Origin of the sequence: Aurantimicrobium minutum (assembly GCF_029893825.1) — a bacterium.
In the GTDB taxonomy this organism is placed as follows: Bacteria; Actinomycetota; Actinomycetes; order Actinomycetales; family Microbacteriaceae; genus Aurantimicrobium; species Aurantimicrobium minutum_C.
Genome location: NZ_JARXXV010000001.1, coordinates 872865 through 896007 on the forward strand (window position 1 = coordinate 872865; position 23143 = coordinate 896007).

General features: G+C 56.0%; 18 protein-coding genes and 1 tRNA gene. 6 read left to right on the forward strand and 13 right to left on the reverse strand.

What is annotated here, in order from left to right; translation table 11 throughout:
• Nucleotides 1–79: 79 nt before the first annotated feature.
• Nucleotides 80–1954, reverse strand: a complete 1875-nt coding sequence (locus M2120_RS04190; protein ID WP_280797464.1) for a phosphoenolpyruvate carboxykinase (GTP) — start codon at nucleotides 1952–1954, stop codon at nucleotides 80–82.
• A 133-nt stretch (nucleotides 1955–2087) separates the two neighbouring features.
• Between M2120_RS04190 and M2120_RS04195 the strand changes: the two genes are divergently transcribed.
• Nucleotides 2088–3527 (forward strand): XRE family transcriptional regulator, encoded by a 1440-nt coding sequence (locus M2120_RS04195; protein WP_280797465.1) that lies wholly within the window; start codon nucleotides 2088–2090, stop codon nucleotides 3525–3527.
• 9 nt (nucleotides 3528–3536) lie between these two features.
• A complete protein-coding gene (locus tag M2120_RS04200; protein WP_280797466.1) occupies nucleotides 3537–4700 on the forward strand; it encodes a Na+/H+ antiporter NhaA in 1164 nt (387 codons plus the stop codon).
• Here the strand turns inward: M2120_RS04200 and mfd are convergent.
• The 4 genes from mfd to M2120_RS04220 are packed head-to-tail and all read right to left on the reverse strand — an operon-like array spanning nucleotide 4666 to nucleotide 10750.
• The gene (gene mfd, locus M2120_RS04205) at nucleotides 4666–8262 is read right to left on the reverse strand and encodes a transcription-repair coupling factor (protein WP_280797467.1); all 3597 of its coding nucleotides are present in this window, start codon (nucleotides 8260–8262) and stop codon (nucleotides 4666–4668) included. The genes M2120_RS04200 and mfd overlap by 35 nt on opposite strands.
• 18 nt (nucleotides 8263–8280) lie before the next feature.
• The gene (locus M2120_RS04210) at nucleotides 8281–9399 is read right to left on the reverse strand and encodes a hypothetical protein (RefSeq protein ID WP_280797468.1); all 1119 of its coding nucleotides are present in this window, start codon (nucleotides 9397–9399) and stop codon (nucleotides 8281–8283) included.
• A 48-nt stretch (nucleotides 9400–9447) separates the two neighbouring features.
• Nucleotides 9448–10029, reverse strand: a complete 582-nt coding sequence (gene pth / locus M2120_RS04215) for an aminoacyl-tRNA hydrolase (protein WP_280797469.1) — start codon at nucleotides 10027–10029, stop codon at nucleotides 9448–9450.
• Between the two features lie 7 nt (nucleotides 10030–10036).
• The gene (locus M2120_RS04220) at nucleotides 10037–10750 is read right to left on the reverse strand and encodes a 50S ribosomal protein L25/general stress protein Ctc (RefSeq protein WP_280797470.1); all 714 of its coding nucleotides are present in this window, start codon (nucleotides 10748–10750) and stop codon (nucleotides 10037–10039) included.
• Nucleotides 10751–11089: 339 nt separating this feature from the next.
• On the opposite strand from M2120_RS04220, the gene gndA reads away from it, so the two are divergent.
• Nucleotides 11090–12496, forward strand: a complete 1407-nt coding sequence (gene gndA, locus M2120_RS04225) for an NADP-dependent phosphogluconate dehydrogenase (protein ID WP_432418547.1) — start codon at nucleotides 11090–11092, stop codon at nucleotides 12494–12496.
• Nucleotides 12497–12539: 43 nt separating this feature from the next.
• On the forward strand, nucleotides 12540–13484 hold the full coding sequence (locus tag M2120_RS04230) for a carbohydrate kinase family protein (RefSeq protein WP_280797472.1): 945 nt from the start codon (nucleotides 12540–12542) through the stop codon (nucleotides 13482–13484).
• A gap of 149 nt (nucleotides 13485–13633) precedes the next feature.
• Here M2120_RS04230 and M2120_RS04235 read toward each other — a convergent pair whose 3' ends face one another.
• The 3 genes from M2120_RS04235 to M2120_RS04245 form a co-directional block, all read right to left on the reverse strand.
• Nucleotides 13634–14602 (reverse strand): ribose-phosphate diphosphokinase, encoded by a 969-nt coding sequence (locus M2120_RS04235; RefSeq protein WP_432418548.1) that lies wholly within the window; start codon nucleotides 14600–14602, stop codon nucleotides 13634–13636.
• Nucleotides 14603–14651: 49 nt separating this feature from the next.
• A complete protein-coding gene (glmU, locus tag M2120_RS04240; protein WP_280797474.1) occupies nucleotides 14652–16073 on the reverse strand; it encodes a bifunctional UDP-N-acetylglucosamine diphosphorylase/glucosamine-1-phosphate N-acetyltransferase GlmU in 1422 nt (473 codons plus the stop codon).
• 26 nt (nucleotides 16074–16099) lie between these two features.
• Nucleotides 16100–16170, reverse strand: a tRNA-Gln gene (locus M2120_RS04245).
• Nucleotides 16171–16236: 66 nt separating this feature from the next.
• Here M2120_RS04245 and M2120_RS04250 point away from each other — a divergent pair.
• The gene (locus M2120_RS04250) at nucleotides 16237–16749 is read left to right on the forward strand and encodes a MarR family winged helix-turn-helix transcriptional regulator (RefSeq protein ID WP_280797475.1); all 513 of its coding nucleotides are present in this window, start codon (nucleotides 16237–16239) and stop codon (nucleotides 16747–16749) included.
• A 2-nt stretch (nucleotides 16750–16751) separates the two neighbouring features.
• Entirely contained in the window at nucleotides 16752–17069 is a 318-nt protein-coding gene (locus M2120_RS04255; RefSeq protein ID WP_280797476.1) for a hypothetical protein, read from the forward strand.
• Here the strand turns inward: M2120_RS04255 and M2120_RS04260 are convergent.
• The 5 genes from M2120_RS04260 to metG are packed head-to-tail and all read right to left on the reverse strand — an operon-like array spanning nucleotide 17066 to nucleotide 23143.
• On the reverse strand, nucleotides 17066–18862 hold the full coding sequence (locus M2120_RS04260) for an ABC-F family ATP-binding cassette domain-containing protein (RefSeq protein WP_280797477.1): 1797 nt from the start codon (nucleotides 18860–18862) through the stop codon (nucleotides 17066–17068). The genes M2120_RS04255 and M2120_RS04260 overlap by 4 nt on opposite strands.
• Nucleotides 18862–19800, reverse strand: a complete 939-nt coding sequence (locus tag M2120_RS04265) for a 4-(cytidine 5'-diphospho)-2-C-methyl-D-erythritol kinase (RefSeq protein WP_280797478.1) — start codon at nucleotides 19798–19800, stop codon at nucleotides 18862–18864. The genes M2120_RS04260 and M2120_RS04265 overlap by 1 nt, the downstream gene beginning before the upstream one ends.
• 9 nt (nucleotides 19801–19809) lie before the next feature.
• A complete protein-coding gene (gene rsmA / locus M2120_RS04270; protein ID WP_280797479.1) occupies nucleotides 19810–20646 on the reverse strand; it encodes a 16S rRNA (adenine(1518)-N(6)/adenine(1519)-N(6))-dimethyltransferase RsmA in 837 nt (278 codons plus the stop codon).
• The gene (locus M2120_RS04275; protein WP_280797480.1) at nucleotides 20643–21548 is read right to left on the reverse strand and encodes a TatD family hydrolase; all 906 of its coding nucleotides are present in this window, start codon (nucleotides 21546–21548) and stop codon (nucleotides 20643–20645) included. Before M2120_RS04275 ends, rsmA begins: the two co-directional genes overlap by 4 nt.
• A 14-nt stretch (nucleotides 21549–21562) precedes the next feature.
• Complete coding sequence (metG, locus tag M2120_RS04280; RefSeq protein ID WP_280797481.1) at nucleotides 21563–23143, reverse strand: methionine--tRNA ligase; 1581 nt, start codon at nucleotides 23141–23143, stop codon at nucleotides 21563–21565.

Consider the following 23143-nt stretch of genomic DNA (forward strand, 5'->3'; position numbering starts at 1 on the left):
CCATCCTCTCACCGAGACTGAGAGACACAGGCCCGGTTCACTCGTCCGACAATAAATTGTCGGTTATGACTCAGGTGATCTACGTGGTGAGACGTCCTCGTAGCTGAGCCAATTCTGTGTTGAGCGCGTCAGGAACGCGATCACCAAACTTCTCGAAGTACTCCTCCGTGAGGTCGCACTCCGCGGTCCACATGTTGCGGTCAACGTGGAACAACTTCTCCATCGCCTCATCAGTTACATCGAGGCCTTCGAGGTTGAAGGATCCTGCTGCAGGAACGCGACCCATGGGTGCGTTCTCAGTTCCAACCTGGCCATCTACGCGGCGAGCAATCCATTCGAGTACTCGAGAGTTCTCACCAAATCCTGGCCACAGGAAGGAGCCGTCTGCATCCTTGCGGAACCAGTTGACCTGGAAGATCGCTGGTGCTTTTTCGCCCAGGGTCTTGCCAATCTCAAGCCAGTGGCCCCAGTAGTCAGCCATGTTGTAGCCGCAGAAGGGAAGCATGGCGAAGGGGTCGCGGCGCAGATCGCCCACGGTTCCTTCGGCAGCTGCAGTCTGCTCGCTCGACATAGTTGCACCGATGAAGACACCGTGCTGCCAGTCGAAGGCTTCTGCCACGAGAGGAATGTTTGTTGCACGGCGACCACCGAAGATGATGGCATCCAGGGGCACACCTGCGTTTTCGTACCACTCGTCAGAAAGAGTTGGGCACTGCTGGATGGGAACAGTGAAGCGCGAGTTGGGGTGCGCTGCGGGACGGCCAGAGTCTGGAGTCCATTCGTTTCCACGCCAGTCGATGAGGTGATCAGGAGTCGCCTCAGTCATGCCCTCCCACCAGACGTCGCCGTCATCGGTGAGTGCCACGTTGGTGAAGATTGTGTTGGAGGCCACAGTATCCATCGCGACAGGGTTGGTCTTTTCACCGGTTCCCGGTGCTACACCGAAGAAACCTGCTTCTGGGTTGATGGCGAAGAGTCGGCCATCAGCGCCGGGGCGCAGCCAGGCAATGTCATCACCAATGGTCTCGGCCTTCCAGCCGGGGATGGTGGGACGGAGCATGGCGAGGTTGGTCTTTCCACATGCCGAAGGGAAGGCAGCAGCCATGTGATACGCCTTGCCCTCTGGAGAGGTGAGCTTGAGGATGAGCATGTGCTCAGCGAGCCAGCCTTCCTGCAGCCCCATGAACGATCCAATACGCAGCGAGAAGCACTTCTTGGATAACAGTGCGTTTCCGCCGTAACCAGAACCAAATGACCAGATTTCACGAGTCTCAGGGAAGTGGCAGATGTACTTGATGGGGTTTGAAGGCCAGGCCACATCCTCAACGCGACGACCGGTTGCATCAACCAGAGGTGCACCTACAGAGTGAACGGCGGGCACCCAGGGGGTGTTCTCGTCAATCTGAGCAAGAGCATCAAAGCCCATACGGGTCATGATGCGCAGGTTCAACACAGCGTAGGGAGAGTCAGTGAGCTGAATACCCACCTGAGAGATGGGACCACCGTAGGGACCCATCGAGAAGGGCACGACATACATGGTGCGACCACGCATGGAGCCGTCGAATAGTCCACGGAGCTCTTCATTCATGTCATCGGGGTCGCGCCAGTTATTGGTTGGACCTGCATCTGCTTCGTTGACCGAACAGATGAAGGTGCGGTCTTCAACACGGGCAACATCATCAGGATCTGAACGAACCAGGAAAGAGTTGGGGCGCTTTTCTGGATTGAGCGGAATCATCGATCCGGCATCAACGAGAAGTTTGGTCAGACGGTGCCATTCAGCGTCAGAACCGTCGCACCATTCAATGCGCTCGGGCTTGGTCAACTTGGCAATGTCCGCAACCCAGTGCAGAAGGGCTCGCTGAGTGACGAAGGGAGGCGCGTTGAGTTCAGTAGCGATGGGCACCTCAGGCTGAGCAACTGGCTCGGTGTGGGTGAGGTCTGCGATCGACATCTGAGTCTCCTTTGTCTCATCCAAGTCTCGAGGGAAGTAAAACTTGGTGATATTTCAAGTATTGACCCCTGTATACAGAATTGTTGCCGAATTTCACTAGAAATATTTGCACTTTTTCTCGTATTGTAAAGAAATGGCCTCTGACATGATGATTTTGGGTAAACGCATCAAGCACTTCCGTATCAGCGCGGGAATGACCCTCGAACAGCTCGGTGACGCCGTGGGCGTCGTCCCCAGCCAGCTCTCCTTGATCGAGAACGGAAAACGAGAACCCAAGCTGTCCCTGCTCACCTCGATTGCGTCCTCACTGAGCGTTACCGTGCCCGAGCTACTGAGCACCGAAGCACCCGATCGTCGCTCAGAACTCGAGATTGAGCTTGAACGACTTCAACAGTCTGAGCTCTACACCTCATTGAACTTGCCCGCCGTGCGCAGCACCAAGGGCCTCACCGACGATGCTCTCGAAGCTATCGTGGGGCTGCACAAGGAAATGGAACGGCGAGCGCGTCAATCTATTGCCACCCCAGAAGAAGCACGTCGCGCCAACACGGAACTTCAAGCCGTGATGCGCGAGAAGAACAACTACCTGCCCGAACTCGACCAACTCGCAGAAGATCTGGTGAAACGAACCGGTCACGAAAGCGGCGCACTGATGCACCGCACCGTTGCCGAGATGGCCAACCTGCTCGGTTTTGAGCTCATCTTCGTGGATGACCTGCCAAGTTCTGCCCGCTCCGTCACAGATACCGCCAACGGACGCATCTACTTGCCCCCGGCATCCATTCCCGGTGGTCATGGTCTGCGCGCTATGGCGCTGCAAGCCATGGCACACCGTGTTCTGGGGCATGAGAAGCCCCACACCTATGCCGAGTTCTTGAAGCAGCGCCTAGAGATTAACTACTTTGCTGCTGCCTGCTTAATGCCACGTTCGAGGTCAGTGGCGTTCTTGCAGAACGCCAAGAAGGAACGCAATATTGCCATTGAAGACTTCCGTGACGCATTCGGTGTGACGCACGAAGCTGCTGCGCTGCGCTTTACGAACCTGGCAACCGAACATCTTGGTCTGCGCACCCACTTCCTGCGCGTGAACCAGGGTGAAGGTATTTTCCGCGGCTATGCCAACGACGGACTTCGTATCCCCGCCGATGCCAACGGCTCCATAGAGGGACAGGTTGTCTGCCGGAAGTGGCCAGCACGTGTTGCTTTTGAGCGCACCAACCGCACCAATGAGTTCTACCAATACACCGACACCCCTGGTGGTACTTTCTGGGATTCAACCCAAACAGGAACAGGTGAAAAGGAAGTCTTCTCGATCAGTGTGGGTGTTCCCTTCGACGATGCGAAGTGGTTCCGTGGGCGCGACACCGATAACCGTGAAGTCTCTACCTGCCCCAACGAGGCATGCTGCAAGATCCCTGCCGAGGACCTCACCCAGCGTTGGGCAGGTAATGCCTGGCCCAGCGCCCGTATGCATGCACACGTGCTCTCACCCTTGCCTTCTGGAACATTCCCTGGCGTAGATGACAACGAGCTCTTTGCGTTCCTCGAACGCCACGCCAACGCCGGCGCTTAGGCTTATCTCATGGCCCGAGTCAGCATGCGCACGATCTTTCGATCTGAACGTTATGCCGCGATTTCTCTCGCCGCCGCTGCGGTATTGGGATTGTTCCTCGCGAACTCAGTTGCTGGACCTGGCCTGATTGAGCTCTTCTCCAGCCACATTGGCTTGCCAGCTCTGGAACTTGACCTGAGCATAGGGCACTGGATTACCGATGGTTTGCTCGTCATATTCTTCTTTATTGTTGCGGTGGAGCTTCGGCATGAACTCACCGTGGGTGAGCTGAACTCGTTCAAGCATGCGTTGGCGCCAGGAGTTGCCGCCGTCGGTGGTGTGATTATTCCTGCGGTGCTCTATCTCGTTATTGCAGGACCAGACTTCGCGCAAGGCTGGCCCATTCCAACAGCAACCGACATCGCTTTTGCACTGGGCCTGATTGCTCTGGTGGGACGTGGTCTCCCGGGGCGAATTCGAGTCTTTTTACTAGCCCTTGCGGTGCTCGATGACCTCATTGCCATCCTCATCATTGCGGTGTTCTTTAGTCACAGCATTGACCTCCTCGCTCTGGGCATGGCAGTCGTTGCGGTGTATTTGTTCCGGTTCTTGGGCTGCGAGGGTCGCATCAAGAACCCGACCTTGCGCACAGTTCTTCTTGTGGTGGCTGCCCTATTTGCCTGGTACTTCACGGTGCTTTCTGGCGTTCACGCCACCATCGCAGGAGTTGCCCTCGGCCTCGTGCTGAACCCTCGCCTTGCACAGCAGGCAGCCCATGCTCTGCAACCGGTGACTAATGCTGTGATCTTGCCCCTGTTTGCCTTTGCCTCAGCACTTGTTGTTATTCCTGCCGTCTCCCCGGCTGAACTCAGCCCCGCCTTCTGGGGTATTGCTGTTGGTCTGCCTCTAGGCAAGATCATTGGCATCATGATTGCCGGCAGCATCATTGCACTTATTGCCACGCGTGGCGAGGCAACACAGACACTGATTCGTGGCTGGGACTTGCTCACGGTTGCAGCCGTGGCAGGTATTGGTTTCACAGTCTCGCTACTGATGAATGAGTTAGCTTTTGCCAACCTTGATGCCATACGTGACGAAGGTGTCCTTGCCGTGCTCGTCGGTTCTGCCGTGGCAATCGTGGTGGGTGGAACCTTGGTGTTTATTCGCTCTCGCCACTACCGGAAGCAGCACTAGCTTCTTCAGTCTTCACCGGCAACGGGAAGATGGCATCAAGCAAGGTGCCCGTCCAGGCAATCAAGTCCGTGTCTTCGGGCAATGGCACGGTGATTACGCGAGCTGCTGGAACATACTTCGCTCCCGGATACATCCTGGCCAATCTCACCTGAATAGAGTCCGGTAAATCAGCTGGGGTAATACGCAGGTTCGATCCCATCACAACAACCTCACTCAAACCGGAGCGGTGTGCTCGGCGACGCAGGCGAGAAATGGAGATGAGGTTGTGAACCTGTGCTGGCGGTTCACCATAACGGTCTGTGAGCTCTTCCAGAACCTGATCAATCTGCTCCTCACGAGAGAGCGGGCCGCTGGCAACTGAGAGCTTCTGGTAAGCCTCTAGGCGGAGGCGCTCACTATCGACGTAGTCGTCGGGGATGCGAGCATCCACCGGAAGCTCGAGGCGAAGCTCGGTCTGACCTTCGGCAACATCGCCGCGGAAGGTGGAGACAGCTTCGCCAATCATGCGCAGGTAGAGATCAAAACCAACCCCGGCGATGTGACCTGACTGTTCACCACCAAGGAGGTTGCCAGCGCCACGAATCTCGAGGTCTTTCAGCGCAATTTGAATACCAGAACCCAGTTCATTGTTCATGGCTAGAGCATTGAGTCGATCGTGAGCGGTTTCTGTCAGTGGGGTGGTCTCGTCATAGAAGAGATAGGCATAGGCGCGTTCACGACCACGACCGACGCGACCACGAAGCTGATGCAGCTGGCTCAGGCCATACTTATCTGCGCGGTCAATAATCAAGGTGTTGGCATTGGCAATATCGAGACCGGTTTCGATGATAGTGGTGGAGACCAACACATCAAACTTGCGCTCCCAGAAGTCAATGATGACCTGCTCCAGCTGGTGCTCAGAGAGTTGGCCGTGGGCAACGGCAACGCGTGCCTCGGGAACCAGTTCAGCAATCTGGGCAGCAACGCGATTGATGCTCGAGACCCGGTTATGTACGAAGAAGACTTGGCCTTCGCGCAAGATTTCGCGGCGAATTGCTGCCGCTGCCTGCTTTTCCGAGTAGGGACCCACGAAGGTGAGAATCGGGTGACGATCTTCGGGAGGTGTTGCCAGCGTCGACATTTCACGAATGCCGGTGACTGCCATCTCGAGCGTGCGAGGAATGGGGGTTGCACTCATAGCCAAGATGTCGACGTTGGTCTTGAGTTTCTTCAACGCATCCTTGTGCTCAACGCCAAAACGTTGCTCTTCATCAATGATGACGAGTCCTAAATCTTTGAAGGTGACACCCTGTGCCAAGAGGCGATGCGTGCCAATGACCACATCCACTGTGCCATCGGCCATTCCCGCCAGGGTCTCTTTTGCTTCCTTCTCGGTTTGGAAGCGACTGAGTGCCCGAAGATGAACAGGGAAACCTGCAAAGCGCTCTTGGAAAGTCTCAAAGTGTTGCTTCACCAGCAGCGTGGTGGGCACCAAGATGGCAACCTGTTTGCCATCTTGGACAGCCTTGAACGCTGCACGAACCGCGATCTCTGTCTTTCCAAAGCCCACGTCACCGGAGATGAGGCGATCCATGGGGATGGGTCGCTCCATGTCGGCCTTGACCTCATCGATGGTGGTGAGCTGATCCATCGTCTCCACATAGGGGAAGGCTTCCTCAAGCTCGCGCTGCCATGGAGTGTCAGGGCTGAATGCAAAACCTTTACTTGCCATGCGCGCGCTATAAAGCTTGACCAATTCAACGGCAATGTCTCGAACTGCCTTGCGCGCTTTACTCTTGGCCTGACCCCAGTCACTTCCACCCATCTTGGACAGCGCAGGTGCTTCCCCGCCGACATAACGGGTGAGTTGATCTAGCTGATCGGTGGGGACATAAAGTTTGTCGCCGGGATATCCCCGCTTGCTGGGTGCGTATTCGAGGACTAAATATTCACGCATGGTCTTCACCGCATTCCGACCACCGGTGGAGACTTCGCGTTGAACCAGCTCAAGAAACTTGCCAATTCCGTGCGTCTCGTGGACCACGATGTCGCCCGCTTCAAGCTTGAGTGGGTCCACCACATTTTTACGACGACTGGCCAGCTTGCGTGGTGCCCTGGCGTCATAGCCTGCTGCGCGGCCATAGAACTCAGACTCTGAGATGACGGCCAGCTTGGCTTCCCCGAGCTCGAACCCTGCCTCTACTGAAGCTTGAACGAGATAGGCAACGCCTGGTTCGAGCTCGTCAGGAAGCTCCTCCACCATGCGGGCAGCCAGGCTGCGTTCAGCAAGAACTTGCCCTGCTCGTTCAACAAGGCCGTGACCTTCGGCCGCAACAATGACAGTCCAGTCCTGCTTGAGTAATGACTCCACGTGGTCAACAGCACCGTCAACGTTGCCGGCGAATGTGGGAACATTCTTGGCATCAATACGGATAGTCAGAATCTCGTCGAGGTCGAGTTCTTCGGGCAGTGGTTCGGAAGCATCAGGTCCATGCTGGAAGGCACTGAATGTCCACCATGCCCCGCCGGTGTAGTGCTTCCGTAATTCTGTAACGGTGAGGAAATCACCTGCAGAAAGATCAATGGGTGACTGAGCACCAGCACTTGCAGCATTCCATGCAGCGTTGAGGAACTCACGGTTGGTCTCGGTCAGGTTGATTGCACGTGTGGCAATGCGTTCAGGGGAAAGCAATGCCACGGCGGAGCCTTGGGGTAAGTAACTAGTGATGGGAACCAGCTTGTCCACCAGTGCCGGAGTCAATGACTCCATGCCCTCCACCGCAATACCTTCAGCAATCTTGGACAGCATCTGGTTGATGCCGGGGAACTCATGCTCCATCTCCCGAGCGCGCTGACGCACAGCTTCGGTAAGCAGCAACTCTCGACTAGGTGCTAGTTCAATGCTGTCAAGCACCTCATCGAGGGAGCGCTGATCGGCAACCGAGAAGGCACGAATGGAATCTACTTCGTCACCAAAGAAATCCACACGGATGGGGTGGTCTGCTACCGGTGGGAACACATCCAAGATGCCGCCGCGAACTGCGAACTCTCCACGACGAGTCACCATGTCGACTCTCACATATGCCAAGTCGACCAGGCGCGAAGCAATGGCCATCAGGTCATTGCCACGTGAACCCACTTTCAACACGATGGGTTCAACATCACCGAGGTTGTCGGCAATCGGTTGCAACGCTCCACGCACCGAGGTAATCATCACCAGAGGTGTTGAACCGTCCCACTCGCGAGCCAGACGCAGCGCCGCAAAGCGCCGGCCCACAATCTCGGGACTGGGTGAGAGACGCTCATGCGGAAGAGTTTCCCAGGCAGGGAAATCACACAGCTGAGCATGGGGCATCAAACTTGCCAGAGCAACCGTGAGGCGTTCCGCCTCACGGTTAGTGGCAGTCACAGCAAGAACCACAGGCGGCAAGCCAGCGCGAATTCGCGCCTCGAGAAGAGAACTCAACAGCGGGGCATTCAGGCCTTCAACGAGTGAGAAGTCTGCGTCTTTGTTGGCGTAGCTGAGCGCTTCAGAAATCTGAGGGGTGCGCGAAAGGGCGCGCGAAAGCCCCTGAAATACCATGTGATTAGTCTAGGGCTCTCACCAGAGCGTGGCAGCTTCAGCAAGCTGATCAGCAGTGCAGCTGCGGGTATAGGCACCAGTGCTGTAACCCAGTTTCACGATGGTGGCACAGTCCGCCATCCACTCCACTGGCATCGAGCCCGTCTGACCCGGAACCAGTGCGTTGTAGGCGGTCATGATCGAGGGGCCATATTTCAGCCACTGCTTAGCGTGTGCTGCTTCATGAACCAACACAGAGATGCCCACTGAGTTGGCATAGCGGTCGGTCAACGAGCTATCCAAGGTGATGGGAACACGGTCGGTGTTAGAACCACGCAGGTTCACCGTGGCATATCCACAGACATAGACATTCGGACCGAACTGGCTAGCACACATGCCGTTGACCCACACGATGTAGGAATTGGGGGCAAGCGCTGTGACATAGGTCTCTGCGCTAAATCCTTGCGTGACCGGAGCCGCGGCTGCCGCAGTTGCGGGTGGTGCAGGAGCAGTAGGCGTGGTTGAACCACCTGTTTGTTCCAGGGTTTGTGCTTGTGCTGCACGCCGGGCTGCCGCAGCGGCTTGGGCGGCAGCGGCAGCTTCTGCCGCTACCTGTTCTGCCGCAATACGATCTTGTTCTGCCTGCCAGGCGGTCTGAGCAGCTTGAACATTCTGTATGCCTTGCCCCAGCGCCATCACTGATTTGACGAGAGATTCAACACTTGTCTTATCTGTTTCTTTCACGCTCTGAGCTCGCTGTTCTTGGCCATATGGCCAAACCAGATCGAGCGGGGCAGGGGTCTTTAACGAGGACACTGCTGTCTTGAGTTTGGCTAACTCTGACTTTTGAGCCTTGAGGGTAGCTTGTGCTGTGGCAATTGATTTCTCCAGTGCCTGGCGGGAGGAATCATCGAGTACCTTGCCGCTGGAATCAGAAAGTATTGCCTGCGAATTCTTCAGCGCTAATTCGAGATCAGCAATGCGTTCAGTAACCGCATCTACCTTTTCTTGGCCCACGGCCAATGAATCCACCAGGGCTTGCTGTGCACTGTGTTGTGTGGAGACGTAGTTCGTTCCCACCACCACAGCAGTGCTGGTGACCAGCACTGTGCTGACTGCCAGGGCGGCAATCATTTGAGTTCGGGGGGAGAACTTCATGACTCTAGGTTAATCGCTGAAACTTAACGCCAGCTGAGTGCATCTTGTTTATGCGGGTGAATTAAAGCGCTGTTGCGCAGCAAGGATTCCTTCTTCTGCGATGGTCTCCACTGCATCCGCAGCATGGGCTAGAACATGCGGCAAAATCTCACGCTGTGCCGAGCTGAAGTTGGAGAGCACAAAGTCCGCTGCATCTTGGCGACCGGGTGGGCGACCGATGCCGATGCGGACACGATTGAATTCATTCGTACCAATAGCCGCGATGATGTCGCGTAGGCCGTTGTGGCCTCCGTGTCCGCCATTGCTTTTGAGTCGAACCACGTCAAAGTCGATGTCGAGTTCGTCGTGAAGAACAATCAAGTTTGATGGTTCAATTCCATAGAACTTCAACAGGTTGGCAACAGGCCCACCGGAGAGGTTCATAAACGTGTTGGGCTTAGCGAGAACAAGTTTGGGGCCTCCAGGGCGCACCCAACCTTCCGCTACAAGCGCGTTTGCTTTGTGTGACTTGAACGTCGCACCGATGTCGCTGGCTAACTGCGACAGAGCCATCTGACCCACGTTGTGGCGATGACTGGCGTAGTCGGGCCCGGGGTTGCCGAGCCCGACTACAAGCCAGGTAGTGCTCAATGCAGTGTTACTCAGCAGCCTCAGCTGCAGCAGCTGCACCGGAGAGCTCAGCGTCAGCGAGTGCTTCTGCCTTCTCTGCCTCGTGCTGCTCAGCGTGGATTTCTGCCTTGTGCTCAGCGTGAGCTGCTTCATCAGCGAGCTCTGCAGCGAGTTCTTCACCAGACTCTGCAAGGTCCTTAGCCTTTGCACCGTGAACGTGAACAACAAGCTGAGTGGGGTCACCAGCAACAGCAACACCTGCAGGAAGGTTGAGGTCTGCATAGGTTACGCGGTAACCAGCAGCAGCACCTTCGATGCTGACCTCAATGAATGCAGGGATGTGAGTTGCCTCAGCCTCAAGGTGTGCCGACTTAGCGTCGAGCTCGAGGGTGTTACCAGCCTGCTGAGTACCGACGATGTGGATGGGCACGTCAACGACAACCTTCTCGCCAACCTTGACCACAACGAGGTCAATGTGCTCGATGATCTGGCGTACGGGGTCCTTCTGAACATCCTTCACGAGTGCAAGAGTGCTCTTGCCATCGATCTGGAGGTCGAGGATTGCGTTCTTCTTACGCAGCAGAAGAGAAACCTGACGAGCAGGAACCGCAACGTGAAGAACCTCTGCACCGTGACCGTACACAACGGCAGGAATCTGACCTGCAACGCGAAGACGGCGAGCAAAACCCTTACCGAACTGGGTACGTACCTCTGCGGGTACCTTGTTATCAACTTCAGCCATGATGGCCTCCTTGTCTTGCGAGGCCGTGGCCTCAATCGTTATTTCAACTCGAACGCATGTCAGCGTGAGGAAACGGCGAGAGCCACATTCCACCGCGTCGATAACGGATATCCAAGAGATATCCCTCGCCGAAGTACTCCTTTACTGTAGCGGGAAAGCCGTAACAGCGCGAAATCGAGCAAGAAGGGCAATCCTCGGTCGGGTACGATTGAAATTAGAGACGTTATTCATTAAGAGACGACTGAATACCTCTTATCTTTCCCACTTTTTACTTTTCTTCAGCTAGGAGACGCATTCGTGAGCGCGAAGGCAAACATTGGAGTCGTAGGACTCGCCGTTATGGGTTCTAACTTGGCACGCAACCTTGCCAGCCGCGAAGGCAACACCGTTGCCGTTTACAACCGTTCCTATGCGCGCACCGAGCAGCTCATCACCGAGCACCCAGAGGCTCGCTTCATTGCTTCCGAGACCATTGATGACTTTGTCGCATCACTGGCAAAGCCTCGCACCGCGATCATCATGGTTCAGGCTGGTGCCGGAACTGACGCTGTGATCAGTCAGCTGGCTGAACGCTTCGAACCTGGCGACATCATTGTCGACGGCGGTAACGCACTCTTCACCGACACTCTGCGACGTGAGGCAGCGATCTCCCCCACCGGCATTCACTTTGTGGGTGCAGGTATTTCCGGTGGTGAAGAGGGCGCGCTCAAGGGCCCCAGCATCATGCCCGGTGGTTCTGCAGAGTCTTACAAGACCCTCGGCCCCATCCTTTCTTCCATCGCAGCTGTTGCTGAGGGTGAACCGTGCGTAACTCACGTGGGTACCGACGGCGCTGGCCACTTCGTGAAGATGATTCACAACGGTATTGAGTATGCAGATATGCAGCTCATTGCTGAGGCTTACGACCTGCTTCGTAACATCGGCGGATTCTCTCCTGCCGAGATTGCAGATATCTTCACCGAATGGAACAAGGGCGAGCTCGAGTCCTACCTGATCGAGATCACCGCTGAGGTTCTCAAGCAGGTCGATGCCAAGACCGGTAAGCCACTGGTTGATGTCATTCTGGATGAGGCAGGCTCCAAGGGAACTGGTGTCTGGACTGTTCAGACGTCGCTGAACCTGGGTGTTCCCGTTTCCGGTATTGCTGAGGCGGTATTTGCTCGTTCGCTGTCATCACAGCGTGCACAGCGCGATGCGGCCAACAACCTTCCCGCAGAGACCTTCCCCTTCGAGGTTCCCAACAAGGAAGCTTTCGTTGAGGAAGTACGCCTTGCCCTCTATGCTTCGAAGATTGTTGCTTACGCTCAGGGCTTCGATGCGATTCGTGCCGGCGCGAAGGAATACAACTGGAACATTGACTTGGGTGCTGTGTCCAAGATCTGGCGTGGTGGCTGCATCATCCGTGCCCAGTTCCTCAACCGCATTGCAGAGGCCTATGGCAAAGATGCGAACCTGTTGTCCCTGCTTCTTGATGGTTACTTCACCGACGCTGTAGCGAAGTCTCTGGGCGCATGGCGCCGTGTAGTGGCTGGAGCATCCCTTGCTGGATACCCCATTCCTGCTTTCGCTTCCTCCCTGTCCTACTACGACGGTCTGCGCGCTGAGCGCCTTCCCGCTTCTGTGGTGCAGGGTCAGCGCGACTTCTTTGGGGCTCACACCTACAAGCGCGTAGACATGCCTGGCACCTTCCACACGCTGTGGTCGGGAGATCGCACCGAAATCGAAGCTGAGCCCAGCACCCACTAAATCCGATTGCGGGAATTCCCTCCCCCGCACAAAGGAGACAACCATGAGTGATCGCATTGTGGTCATTGGCGAGGCACTGATCGACCTCATCCAACAAGCTGACGGCAGCTATCAGGCCAAGCCTGGTGGTGCACCAGCAAACGTGTCCATTGCCTTAGCTCGCTTAGGTGCACACGTGAGTTTCGCAGGCCGTATGAGTGATGACAAGTTTGGCCAGAAGCTGCACGATTGGCTCAGCCCAGAGAAAATTGACCTCTCACTGGTTGAGCGAACCAGTGACCCCACCTCACTGGCTGTGGCATCGCTGGATGATCAGGGCAAGGCCAGCTACAGCTTCTATCTCAAAGGAACTGCTGACTGGGGTTGGACTCTGGGTGCATTTGTTCACTTGGAAGTGGAACCACCAGCTGCACTGGTGATTGGCTCCGTTGCCACCGCTATTGAGCCTGGTGCTTCGGTGATTGAGAACCTCGCCGGCCACCTGCACTCAACGGAAAACTCGACTGTCATTATTGACCTCAACATTCGCCCAGGTCTCGGTTTTGAACGCGAGAACGAGACAGTGCGTGTGGAGCGCCAGATCAAACTGGCACACATTGTGAAGGCATCAGATGATGACCTCGCCTGGCTCTATCCCGACCGCTCACCGGTTGACACTGCTCGTCTCTGGGCTGGCGCTGGTCACCACGTCATCATGACTCGTGGCGCAGACGGGGCAACCCTGTTCACCCCCACCGGAGACACGGTGAGCGTGAAGGCACCGGTTATTGAACTTGTCGACACCGTCGGTGCCGGTGACTCCTTCCTGGGCGCCACGTTATATGGATTGCAGCAACGTGGAGCACTTGGCGGTAATGCTGAGGAACTTCTGGCCAAGGTCACACTGGATGAATGGATTGACCTGCTCACCCTTGCAGCGGAAGTCGGCGCCATCACCTGCTCTCGTGCTGGGTGTAATCCACCCACGCTTGCCGAACTAGGCTTGTAGGGCGCTCGCCCAGATTCTTTCCACCCAAGCCATCCTTTTGGGATGTGTGCTTCTCGGGTGGTTCATGGGGCGACGAATCCACAAATTCACAGACAACCGCTTCACTGAGGGCCCCTGCACAGCAGAGGCCCACAGTCATGAAACTGCTGTTATGCAGCTCCATCAAACATTGAGGTGACAGAACCCTCTTCGAAGACTTCGTGGATGGCACTGGCAAGCAGTGGCGCAATCGGAAGAATGGTGAGCTTGTCAAAGCGCTTCTCTTCAGCGATAGGAAGAGTGTCGGTGACGACAACTGCACTAATGAACTCAGACTGCAGAATCTCACACGCAGGATCTGAGAACACGGCGTGTGTGGCAGCAACAACAACACCAATGGCGCCATTAGCAACCAGAGCTTCAGCAGCCTTCACGATGGTGCGACCGGTGTCAATCATGTCGTCAACCAAGAGGCAGACGCGGCCAGAAACTTCACCCACGATTTCGTGAACAGTGACCTGGTTGTGAACCTTGGGGTCACGACGCTTGTGAATAATGGCCAGTGGAGCACCTAGCTTCTCGCTCCAGATGTCGGCAACGCGAACACGGCCCATATCTGGAGACACCACGGTGAGTGTTGCAGGGTCGAGCTGAGCACGGAAGTGCTCGAGCAGCACGGGCATAGCAAAGAGGTGGTCTACTGGGCCATCAAAGAAGCCCTGGATCTGTGCTGCGTGGAGATCGACGCTCATGATGCGGTCTGCACCTGCGGTCTTGAACAGGTCAGCAATCAAACGAGCAGAGATGGGCTCGCGGCCACGGCCCTTCTTGTCCTGACGAGCGTAGGGATAGAACGGAGCAACTACCGTGATGCGCTTGGCCGATGCACGCTTGAGCGCATCAATCATGATCAAGGTTTCCATTACCCATTCGTTGATGGGGGCAGTGTGAGACTGAACCACGAAGACATCAGCACCACGAACACTGTCGTCATAACGCGCATAGATTTCACCGTTGGCGAAGGTGCGCAGGTCGGTGCCGGAGACGTGGGTGTTCAGTGCGGCAGCAACTTCGGTGGCAAGTTGTGGGTGAGCGCGTCCACTCACGATCACGAGCTTCTTCTTCGTTGACACGGAGATTTCTGACACTGGCGGCCTTTCGAAGGTGGTTTGACTCGTGTGGGGTGAGCTACTTGGCCTCGTCAGCAGCTTTCGCTGCTGCGGTGCCGGGACGGTTGGCTTCAACCCAGCCGTCTATGTTGCGCTGTGGGGCCACGTTAATGGCGAGTGCTCCGGCTGGGACATCCTTACGGATGACCGCACCAGCGCCGCTATAGGCTCCATCGCCAATACTAATTGGCGCAACGAAGGTGTTGTGAGACCCAGTTCGAACATGGGAACCCACGGTGGTGTGACTCTTGGTCACGCCGTCGTAATTAGCAAAGATGGTGCCAGCACCAATGTTGCTTCCCTCGCCGATGGTGGCATCGCCGACATAGGACAGGTGAGGGACTTTACTTCCCTTGCCAATGCGAGCATTTTTCGTCTCAACGAAAGTGCCAATCTTTCCGTCTGCCTCAAGATAGGTTCCTGGACGCAGGTAAGAGAAGGGGCCAACCGATGCACCAGCACCGATGACTGACAGTGTCGCATCGGTGCGCTTGACCACAGCACCCTCGCCCACCTCTGTGTCGAGCAAGGTGGTGTCGGGACCGATCACGGCACCGGTCTCCACCACGGTGGCACCGAGAAGTTGTGTTCCTGGCTTGATTTCCACATCTGGAGCAAGCTGCACCTGAATATCGATCCAGGTTGAGGCAGGATCAGTAATTGTCACACCAGCAAGCTGCCAGCCGCGCACAATCAAGCCATTGAGCAAACCTGCCGCACGAGAAAGCTGAGCACGGTCGTTGATACCTTCGACTTTCCAAGAATCAAGAATCTCTACTGCCGCTACGGTCGCTCCTGCTTCGCGCAGAAGACCAATCACGTCAGTGATGTATTTCTCGCCCTGAGCATTGTCGAGGGTGAGGTTGCTCAACTGTGCACGAAGCTCAGGTGCAGAGAAGACATAGATCCCGGCATTGATTTCTTTGATTGCCAGTTCATCCTGATTGGCATCCTTGTGCTCAACGAGCTTCTCCAGGTTGCCATCAGCAGAACGGATCACACGACCATAACCAGTGGCATCGTCCAAGATGGTGGACAACACCGTTGCGGCAGCCTGCGCATCGCGGTGCTGATTAATCAAGCCTTGGAGTGTTTCAGCATCCAGCAGTGGCACATCTCCGTTGACCACGAGCACATCCCCCGCGAACCCGGATGGAAGTGCAGCAACAGCAAGCTCAACTGCACGACCGGTGCCAGGAACGTCGTCCTGATCCACAATGATGCTTTCGGGCAGGTCAACTTCAATGACCTCCACCAGACGGTCACGTTCGTGGCGAACAACAGAAACTACGTGTGCTGCGTTCAGTTCACGTGCAGTAGCAAGAACGTGACTGACGACCGAAACGCCACCGAGCTTGTGTAACAGCTTGGGTGTGGAGCTCTTCATGCGAGTGCCTTGACCAGCTGCAAGAACCACGATGGCTAGTTGTGCGTCGGTCACTCACGTCTCCAATTTTTGATCGGGAGCTCCGCCACCAGGATTCGAACCTAGACCAACAGATCCAAAGACTGTTGTGCTGCCTTTACACTATGGCGGACCGTGGATTCTCTTTGAGGAAACCCACACGTACAGTCTGCCAGATTCCAGCAGGGATAATGGATGCATGGCCCCAGAGAATGATGAAGTCGACCGCATTGTGCAGTCGTGGAAGCGTGAGCGTCCCGATCTGGACTTCTCTCCCCTGCAGGTTCTCTCCCGCGTAGGGCGCCTGGCCAAGATGCTAGACCGCGCCAGGAAAGACGCGTTCCACAAATCTAAGTTGGAATCGTGGGAATTCGATGTTCTTGCAGCTCTGCGCCGTGAAGGCCACCCCTACCAGCTCAGCCCCAAGGCATTACTGCAACAAACATTGGTTTCCAGTGGAACTATGACAAACCGCATCGACCGCCTGGTCGACAGCGGTTTGGTGGTTCGTAGAGAAGACCCCAATGACGGTCGTGGTGTTCTGGTCGAGATGACAACCGCAGGGTTGACGCGCGTTGATGCTGCCATTACCCGCTTGGTAGATGCCGAGGCGATTCTGTTGTCTTCGCTTTCACGTAGTGAACAAACCCGCTTGGCGGAATCTTTACGGCGACTCAGCATCGATGTCGACACCCAAGAATCCGCTGACTAAACATGGCACGCCACCGAGGATTTTGGCCCTCTGAAAAGTCAGGCAAAGTAGCACTCTGGTTTGCCGTCGGAGCTTTTCTGCTGTGGGTCATCCTGCCCATGATCACTGGCGCGTTCCGCGAGAGTGTTCCTGTGACAGACACTTGGGTGATGCCGTTCATTGGTGTGGTGGGGGTAGCCATCGCTGCCGCAGTGAATCTGTTTACCTATGTGGTCAAGCGCCAACGATCTGCCCTGAACCTCACAGCGATGTCACTGACTGTGTGCTTCACGGTGTTCTCGGCCGTGTTTTTGATAGGTGAAGGACTTGCAGGGGTTTAGTGCCCGAGCAACTCACTCAGTTCTAACCAGCGCATCTCGAGATCTGCGATAGTTCCTTCGCACGCACTGATCTGCGCTGCATATTCACCCAGGCCCACGTAATCGTTAGGGTCATGGGCGGCCATCTTCTCGTGAATGAGAGCAATATCTGCTTGTTGTTTAGCAATCTTGCGCTCAATAGAGCCGAACTCTTTTTCTGCGTTGCGAAGCTCGGCCCCTGAAAGCTGTGGCTGAGCCTTGTGTGCAACTGCCGGTGAAGCTGTGCTGGTGGGTGCTGCAGGAGCCGCGACTTGCTTGGCACGCAGTGCCAGGTATTGATCCACCCCATTAGGCAGATGGGTGAAGTGGCCTTCGAGCACGGCGTATTGATTATCCGTGATGCGCTCGAGTAGGTAGCGGTCGTGAGAGATCACGAGCAGGGTTCCTGGCCACGTATCCAGCAAGTCCTCCATCGCGACCAACATGTCTGTGTCGAGGTCGTTGGTGGGCTCATCCAGGATCAACACGTTCGGTTCATCTAACAAGATAAGAAGTAGCTGCAGGCGTCGCTTCTGACCACCAGAGAGATCTTTCACGGGAGTGGCCAACTGTGCTGAGGTGAAACCGAGGCGTTCCAACAACTGGCCAGGGGTCATCTCCTTGCCACCAACTGCATAGGTGGTGCGCTTTTCTGCAACGACGGCACTGACACGCATGTCTTGAACAGCGGTGAGCTCATCAAGCTGTTGAGTAAGCGTGGCAATCTTGACTGTCTTGCCTCGCTTCACACGACCGCTCGTTGCCTCCACATGCCCAGAAACCAGCCCCAACAATGTGGACTTTCCTGCACCGTTGATACCGAGAATTCCGGTGCGCTCACCAGGAGCAATACGCCAGGTGACATTGCGTAATACTTGCTTGTCGCCAAAGCTGACCGAGACATCTTCGAGATCAACCACGTCTTTACCCAAACGCTGCATCGCCATTTGGGAGAGGGTGATCTGATCACGAACAGGTGGTTCATCTGCAATGAGGGCATTGGCTGCCTCAATACGGAACTTCGGTTTTGCCGTTCGTGCGGGTGCACCACGGCGAAGCCAGGCCAATTCTTTCTTCATCAGGTTTTGACGTTTGGCCTCACTCACCGCAGCCATGCGGTCGCGTTCCACACGTTGCAAAACATACGCGGCATAGCCGCCCTCGAAGGGCTCCAGAATCCGGTCGTGAACTTCCCAGGTGTCTGTGGAGACTTCGTCGAGGAACCAGCGGTCGTGAGTGACCACGAGCAGACCGCCCTGACCGTTAGGCCAGCGCTTCTTCAGGTGTGAGGCAAGCCAGGAAATACCTTCCACATCTAGGTGGTTGGTGGGCTCGTCTAAGAAAATGACGTCCCAGTCTCCGGTCAGCAATGCTGCCAGTGCGACGCGGCGGCGCTGACCGCCAGAAAGATCTCCCACCTTCGCATCCCAAGGAATATCCGAGACGAGACCGGCAAGAACATCACGAACCTTGGCATCCCCGGCCCAGACGTGTTCTTCAATACCGCCCACGATGGCCTCGCCCACGGTGAGTGTGGGGTCAACCTCATCGGATTGGTCCAGCATTCCTAAGGTGATGCCACCGCGCCTCGTAACGCGACCAGAATCTGGTTCTAACCGCCCTGCAAGAATTTTCATCAGGGTGGACTTGCCGTCACCGTTGCGACCGACAACACCAATGCGATCACCGTCGTTGAGGCCTACGGTGATGCCCTCAAAGATGACGCGCGTGGGAAATTCAAGGTGGAGGTTTTCTCCACCGAGCAAGTGCGCCATTAGTCGTTGACCAGGCGTGCGCCGTGGACAGGGCCGGTCACACGAAGTGCCTTGTGGCCTGCAGCGCTGAGTGTCACTTGAAGATCAACTGCAGATTCTTCATCTTCGACCAGGAACGCGAGGGTGGGGCCAGAGCCTGAAACAATGCCGGCAAGTGCACCATTCTTTTCACCGAGCTCCAGAATGTCCACTAGGGAAGGCTGCAAATGGAGGGCAGGTGCTTGCAAGTCATTGCTCAACGCATCTGCAAGTTGCACAGGATCACCCGCACGCAGTGCCTGAAGCACATGAGTGTCCACGGTGGGCAGCTGAGGTGCAGGTTTGATATCTGCAATGTGGCGTTCCCGGTGAGCATCAAGTTCGCCATAGACAGCGGGAGTGCTCAGCCCGAAGTCCGCAGGGACCAGAACCCATTCAAAGTGTTCGTGGCTGGTGAGCACAGGACTCAAACGGTCACCGCGTCCAGTGCCAATGGCTGTGCCACCCATCAGAGCAAAAGGAACGTCAGCGCCAAGTTCAGCTGCCAAGGTGAGCAGGGTTTCTTTGCCCACATTGGTTCCCCACAGTGCATCACAGGCAACCAGGGTTCCAGCAGCATCTGCTGAACCGCCGCCCATACCCCCGGCAATGGGAACGTTTTTCTCGATGACCAGTCGAACACCACCGCGGTACTTCGTTGCACGAGCCAGTAGCTGCGCTGCCTTGATGGCGAGGTTACTGGCATCGAGCGGAACGCCACTGAGATCAAAATCACCGGTGAACGATACGGAGAAATCATCTGCGTGGTAGGCGCGAATGTCTTCATAGAGACTGACTGCTTGATAGGTGGTTGCCACGTCGTGGTAACCATCCTCCATCACTGCGCCAACAGCGAGCGAGACATTGATTTTGCCGGGGGCTCGAACGTGAGCCACCTCGCGTGCACCTGTCTCGGTCATGATTCCAAACTAGCTGGCGTTGGCAATTGACACGAATTGAGCAATGGTGAGCTGCTCTCCGCGCAGAGTGGGATCAATCCCTGCACACTCCAATAGCTCGGTAGCAGCTGCACTGGAACCACACAGATCGGAGAGAGCTTGGCGCAACATCTTGCGCCGCTGGCCGAATGCCCCATCGATGATCTCGAAGGTGCGGCGGCGCAATGCTTCATCGCCGGGCTCCACAGCATCGCGCTCAAATCCCACAAGCACCGAGTCCACATTCGGTACCGGCCAGAACACCTGGCGGCTCACAGTGCCCGCAATGCGCCACTTGCCATACCAAGCAGCCTTAGCACTGGGCCCGCCATACACCTTCGAACCAGGCTCAGCAGCCAGACGGTGTCCCACCTCGGCCTGAACCATGACAACACCCGAACGAATGCTGGGGAAGTGCTCCAGGAAGTGAAGCAACACAGGAACGGAGACGTTGTAGGGGAGATTGGCAACCAGACGTGTTGGCTCGTTGGGTAGCTCCAAAATCTTCATCGCGTCTTCGTGAATCACGGTGAGGTCAGCACCCGGTGCCATCTCGGCAAAGGTTGCAGGCAGCTGTGCTGCCAAGCGGCCATCAATCTCCACCGCAACCAAGGAAGCCCCTGCTTCCACAATGCCCAGGCTTAAAGAACCAAGCCCTGGGCCAATCTCAACAACTTTGTCCCCTGATTCAACGTGAGCAACCTTGACGATTTTGCGCACCGTGTTGGCATCAATGACAAAGTTCTGCCCCAACTTCTTCGTTGGAGTGACATCTAGTATCTCTGCCAGATCTCGAATCTCGGCAGGCCCGAGGAGTTTCACACTCATTCGACAAGCCCCTCTTGCCACGAGCCATAAACCTTCTCAGTGTTGAAGAAAATCTGTGCACACAGATCACCCAGATCAACATTCAAAACCTCTGCCATGGAGCGAACAGTGTGAGGAGTCATATAGGGAGCATTGGGCCGACCCCGGAAGGGAGTGGGTGTCAGGAACGGTGCATCCGTTTCCACCAGCACAAGCTCACGAGGAATCACACGGAGTGCTTCACGTAAGTTTTCATTCTTCTTGAATGTGACCGTTCCTGAAAAGGAGAGATACCAACCGTGATCGGCGGCAATCTTGGCCATCGTGGCATCCCCTGAGAAACAGTGGAACACGGTCTTCTCTGGGGCTCCCACGCGCAGCAGCGTTTCGATCACGTCATCATGTGCGTCACGGTCATGAATCTGCATTGCGATGGAGTGCTTCTTCGCAATCTCAATGTGTGCTTCGAAGGATCGACGTTGCGCAGCAAGACCTTCAGCACCCGTGCGGAAGAAGTCGAGTCCGGTCTCCCCCACCGCACGCGTGCGGGGCCAGGCAGCAAGCTCATCAATGACGGCCAAAGCGTCATCGAGCGTGCCTGCTTCTTCGTAGCGTGGGGCTTCATTGGGGTGAATAGCAACAGCGGCAAGCATTCGAGGTTCTGCAGCAGCAACTGTGGCAGACCATTTCGATGTCTCCACGTCGCCGCCAACCTGAATCACGCCAACAATGCCCACCTCGGCAGCACGTTCGAGATGCTCGTGATAATCGATGGGCTGCTCACCATCAGAGATCTCGAGGTGAGTGTGATTGTCATAGACCGCGACCGGGAGGGGTTCTGGAAGTGGTGGGTAGGACAAGTCACGCTTCTGGCCGTGCTCGGCTGTGGTGTCGCGCTGACGAATATATGCCGATTCGGTCATATTGGCTGATCCGACTACTCGGCGGAGGACTCAATACGTGGGAAAAGGGCTTCCAAAGCGCCAACGGTGGTTCCGGTGGGAACTTGGTTCCACTTCCCTGCTTCGCGGATGGGCTGAGCAGTGAGGGCGCCGAGGCTTGCTTCAACGTTCAAAGCTGACCACAGCTTCTGGGTCGCCTGAGGCATGAACGGCGAGAGCAACACAGCAAGAGCACGCAGGCCCTCGGTTGCCGTATTGAGCACAGTTGCAAGGCGGCCAGCCTGATCAGGATCCTTCGCCAGAGCCCAGGGCTCTTGCTCAGTGATGTATCCGTTGAGAGCATCAACGATGGTCCAGATCGAGGTCACCGCATCATGGATCGCCAGCCGCTCAATTGCTGCATCTGCTTCAACAGCTGCCGCGGCAACGACGTCCACGATGGCCTTATCCGATGGGGTAAGTTCACCAGCGGCGGGAACAACTCCGTCGAAGTAGCGGGTCACCATGGCCAGGGTGCGCGAGGCAAGGTTTCCAAAACCGTTTGCAAGCTCAGCCTGGTAGCGAGCAGAAAGGTCTTCCCAGCTGAAGGAGCCATCTTGACCAAAGCTAATTGCGCTCATGAAGTAGTAACGGAATGCATCCGAACCGAACGTGTCGGTGATGTCATTGGGTGCAATACCCGTGAGCTTGGACTTGGACATCTTCTCGCCACCAACGAGTAGCCAACCGTGTCCATAGACCTGGTGAGGAACCTCAACACCGGCAGCCATGAGCATGGCAGGCCAGATCACCGCGTGGAAGCGAAGGATGTCTTTACCCACGATGTGGGTAGCAGGCCAGAGAGAATCCAGCTTCTCCTGGTCATAGCCGTAACCTGCAGCAGTGATGTAGTTCAGCAGTGCATCGAACCACACATAGACAACGTGCGATTCATCCCAGGGAAGCTTGATTCCCCAGTCGAAGCTGGAGCGAGAAATGGAGAGGTCGTTGAGCCCCTGCTTCACAAACTGGACAACCTCGTTACGGGCAGATTCAGGCTGTACAAAGTTGGGGTTTGCTTCATACATATCCAGCAAAGGCTGGGTGAAGTCACTCATACGGAAGAAGTAGTTCTTCTCGTGCAGGTTCTCTACCGGCTTGGAGTGAATTGCACAGACCTTCTCGCCGGCAAACTCTCCGGTGCCCTCAACCAGATCAGAGTCCTGCTTGTACTCTTCACAGCCCACACAGTAAGAGCCCTCGTATTCCCCGGTGTAGATGTATCCAGCGTCATAGAGGTGTTGCAGGAACTTCTTCACATTGTCTTCGTGACGAGCATCCGTGGTGCGAATGAAGTCATCGTTAGAAATATCAATGGTGTCTAGCAGTGGCTTCCACGCAGACTCAACGAGGCGATCTACCCATTCCTGGGGAGTGGCACCGTTTGCGGTTGCAGTGCGCAAAATCTTTTCACCGTGTTCGTCAGTACCAGTGAGCATCCAGGTGCGATCGCCGGCCTGGCGGTGCCAGCGTGCGAGCACGTCTGCAGCTACCTCTGTGTAGGCGTGACCAATGTGTGGTACGTCGTTGACGTAGAAGATAGGGGTGGTGACGTAGAAGCTCTTGCCGGCAGACAT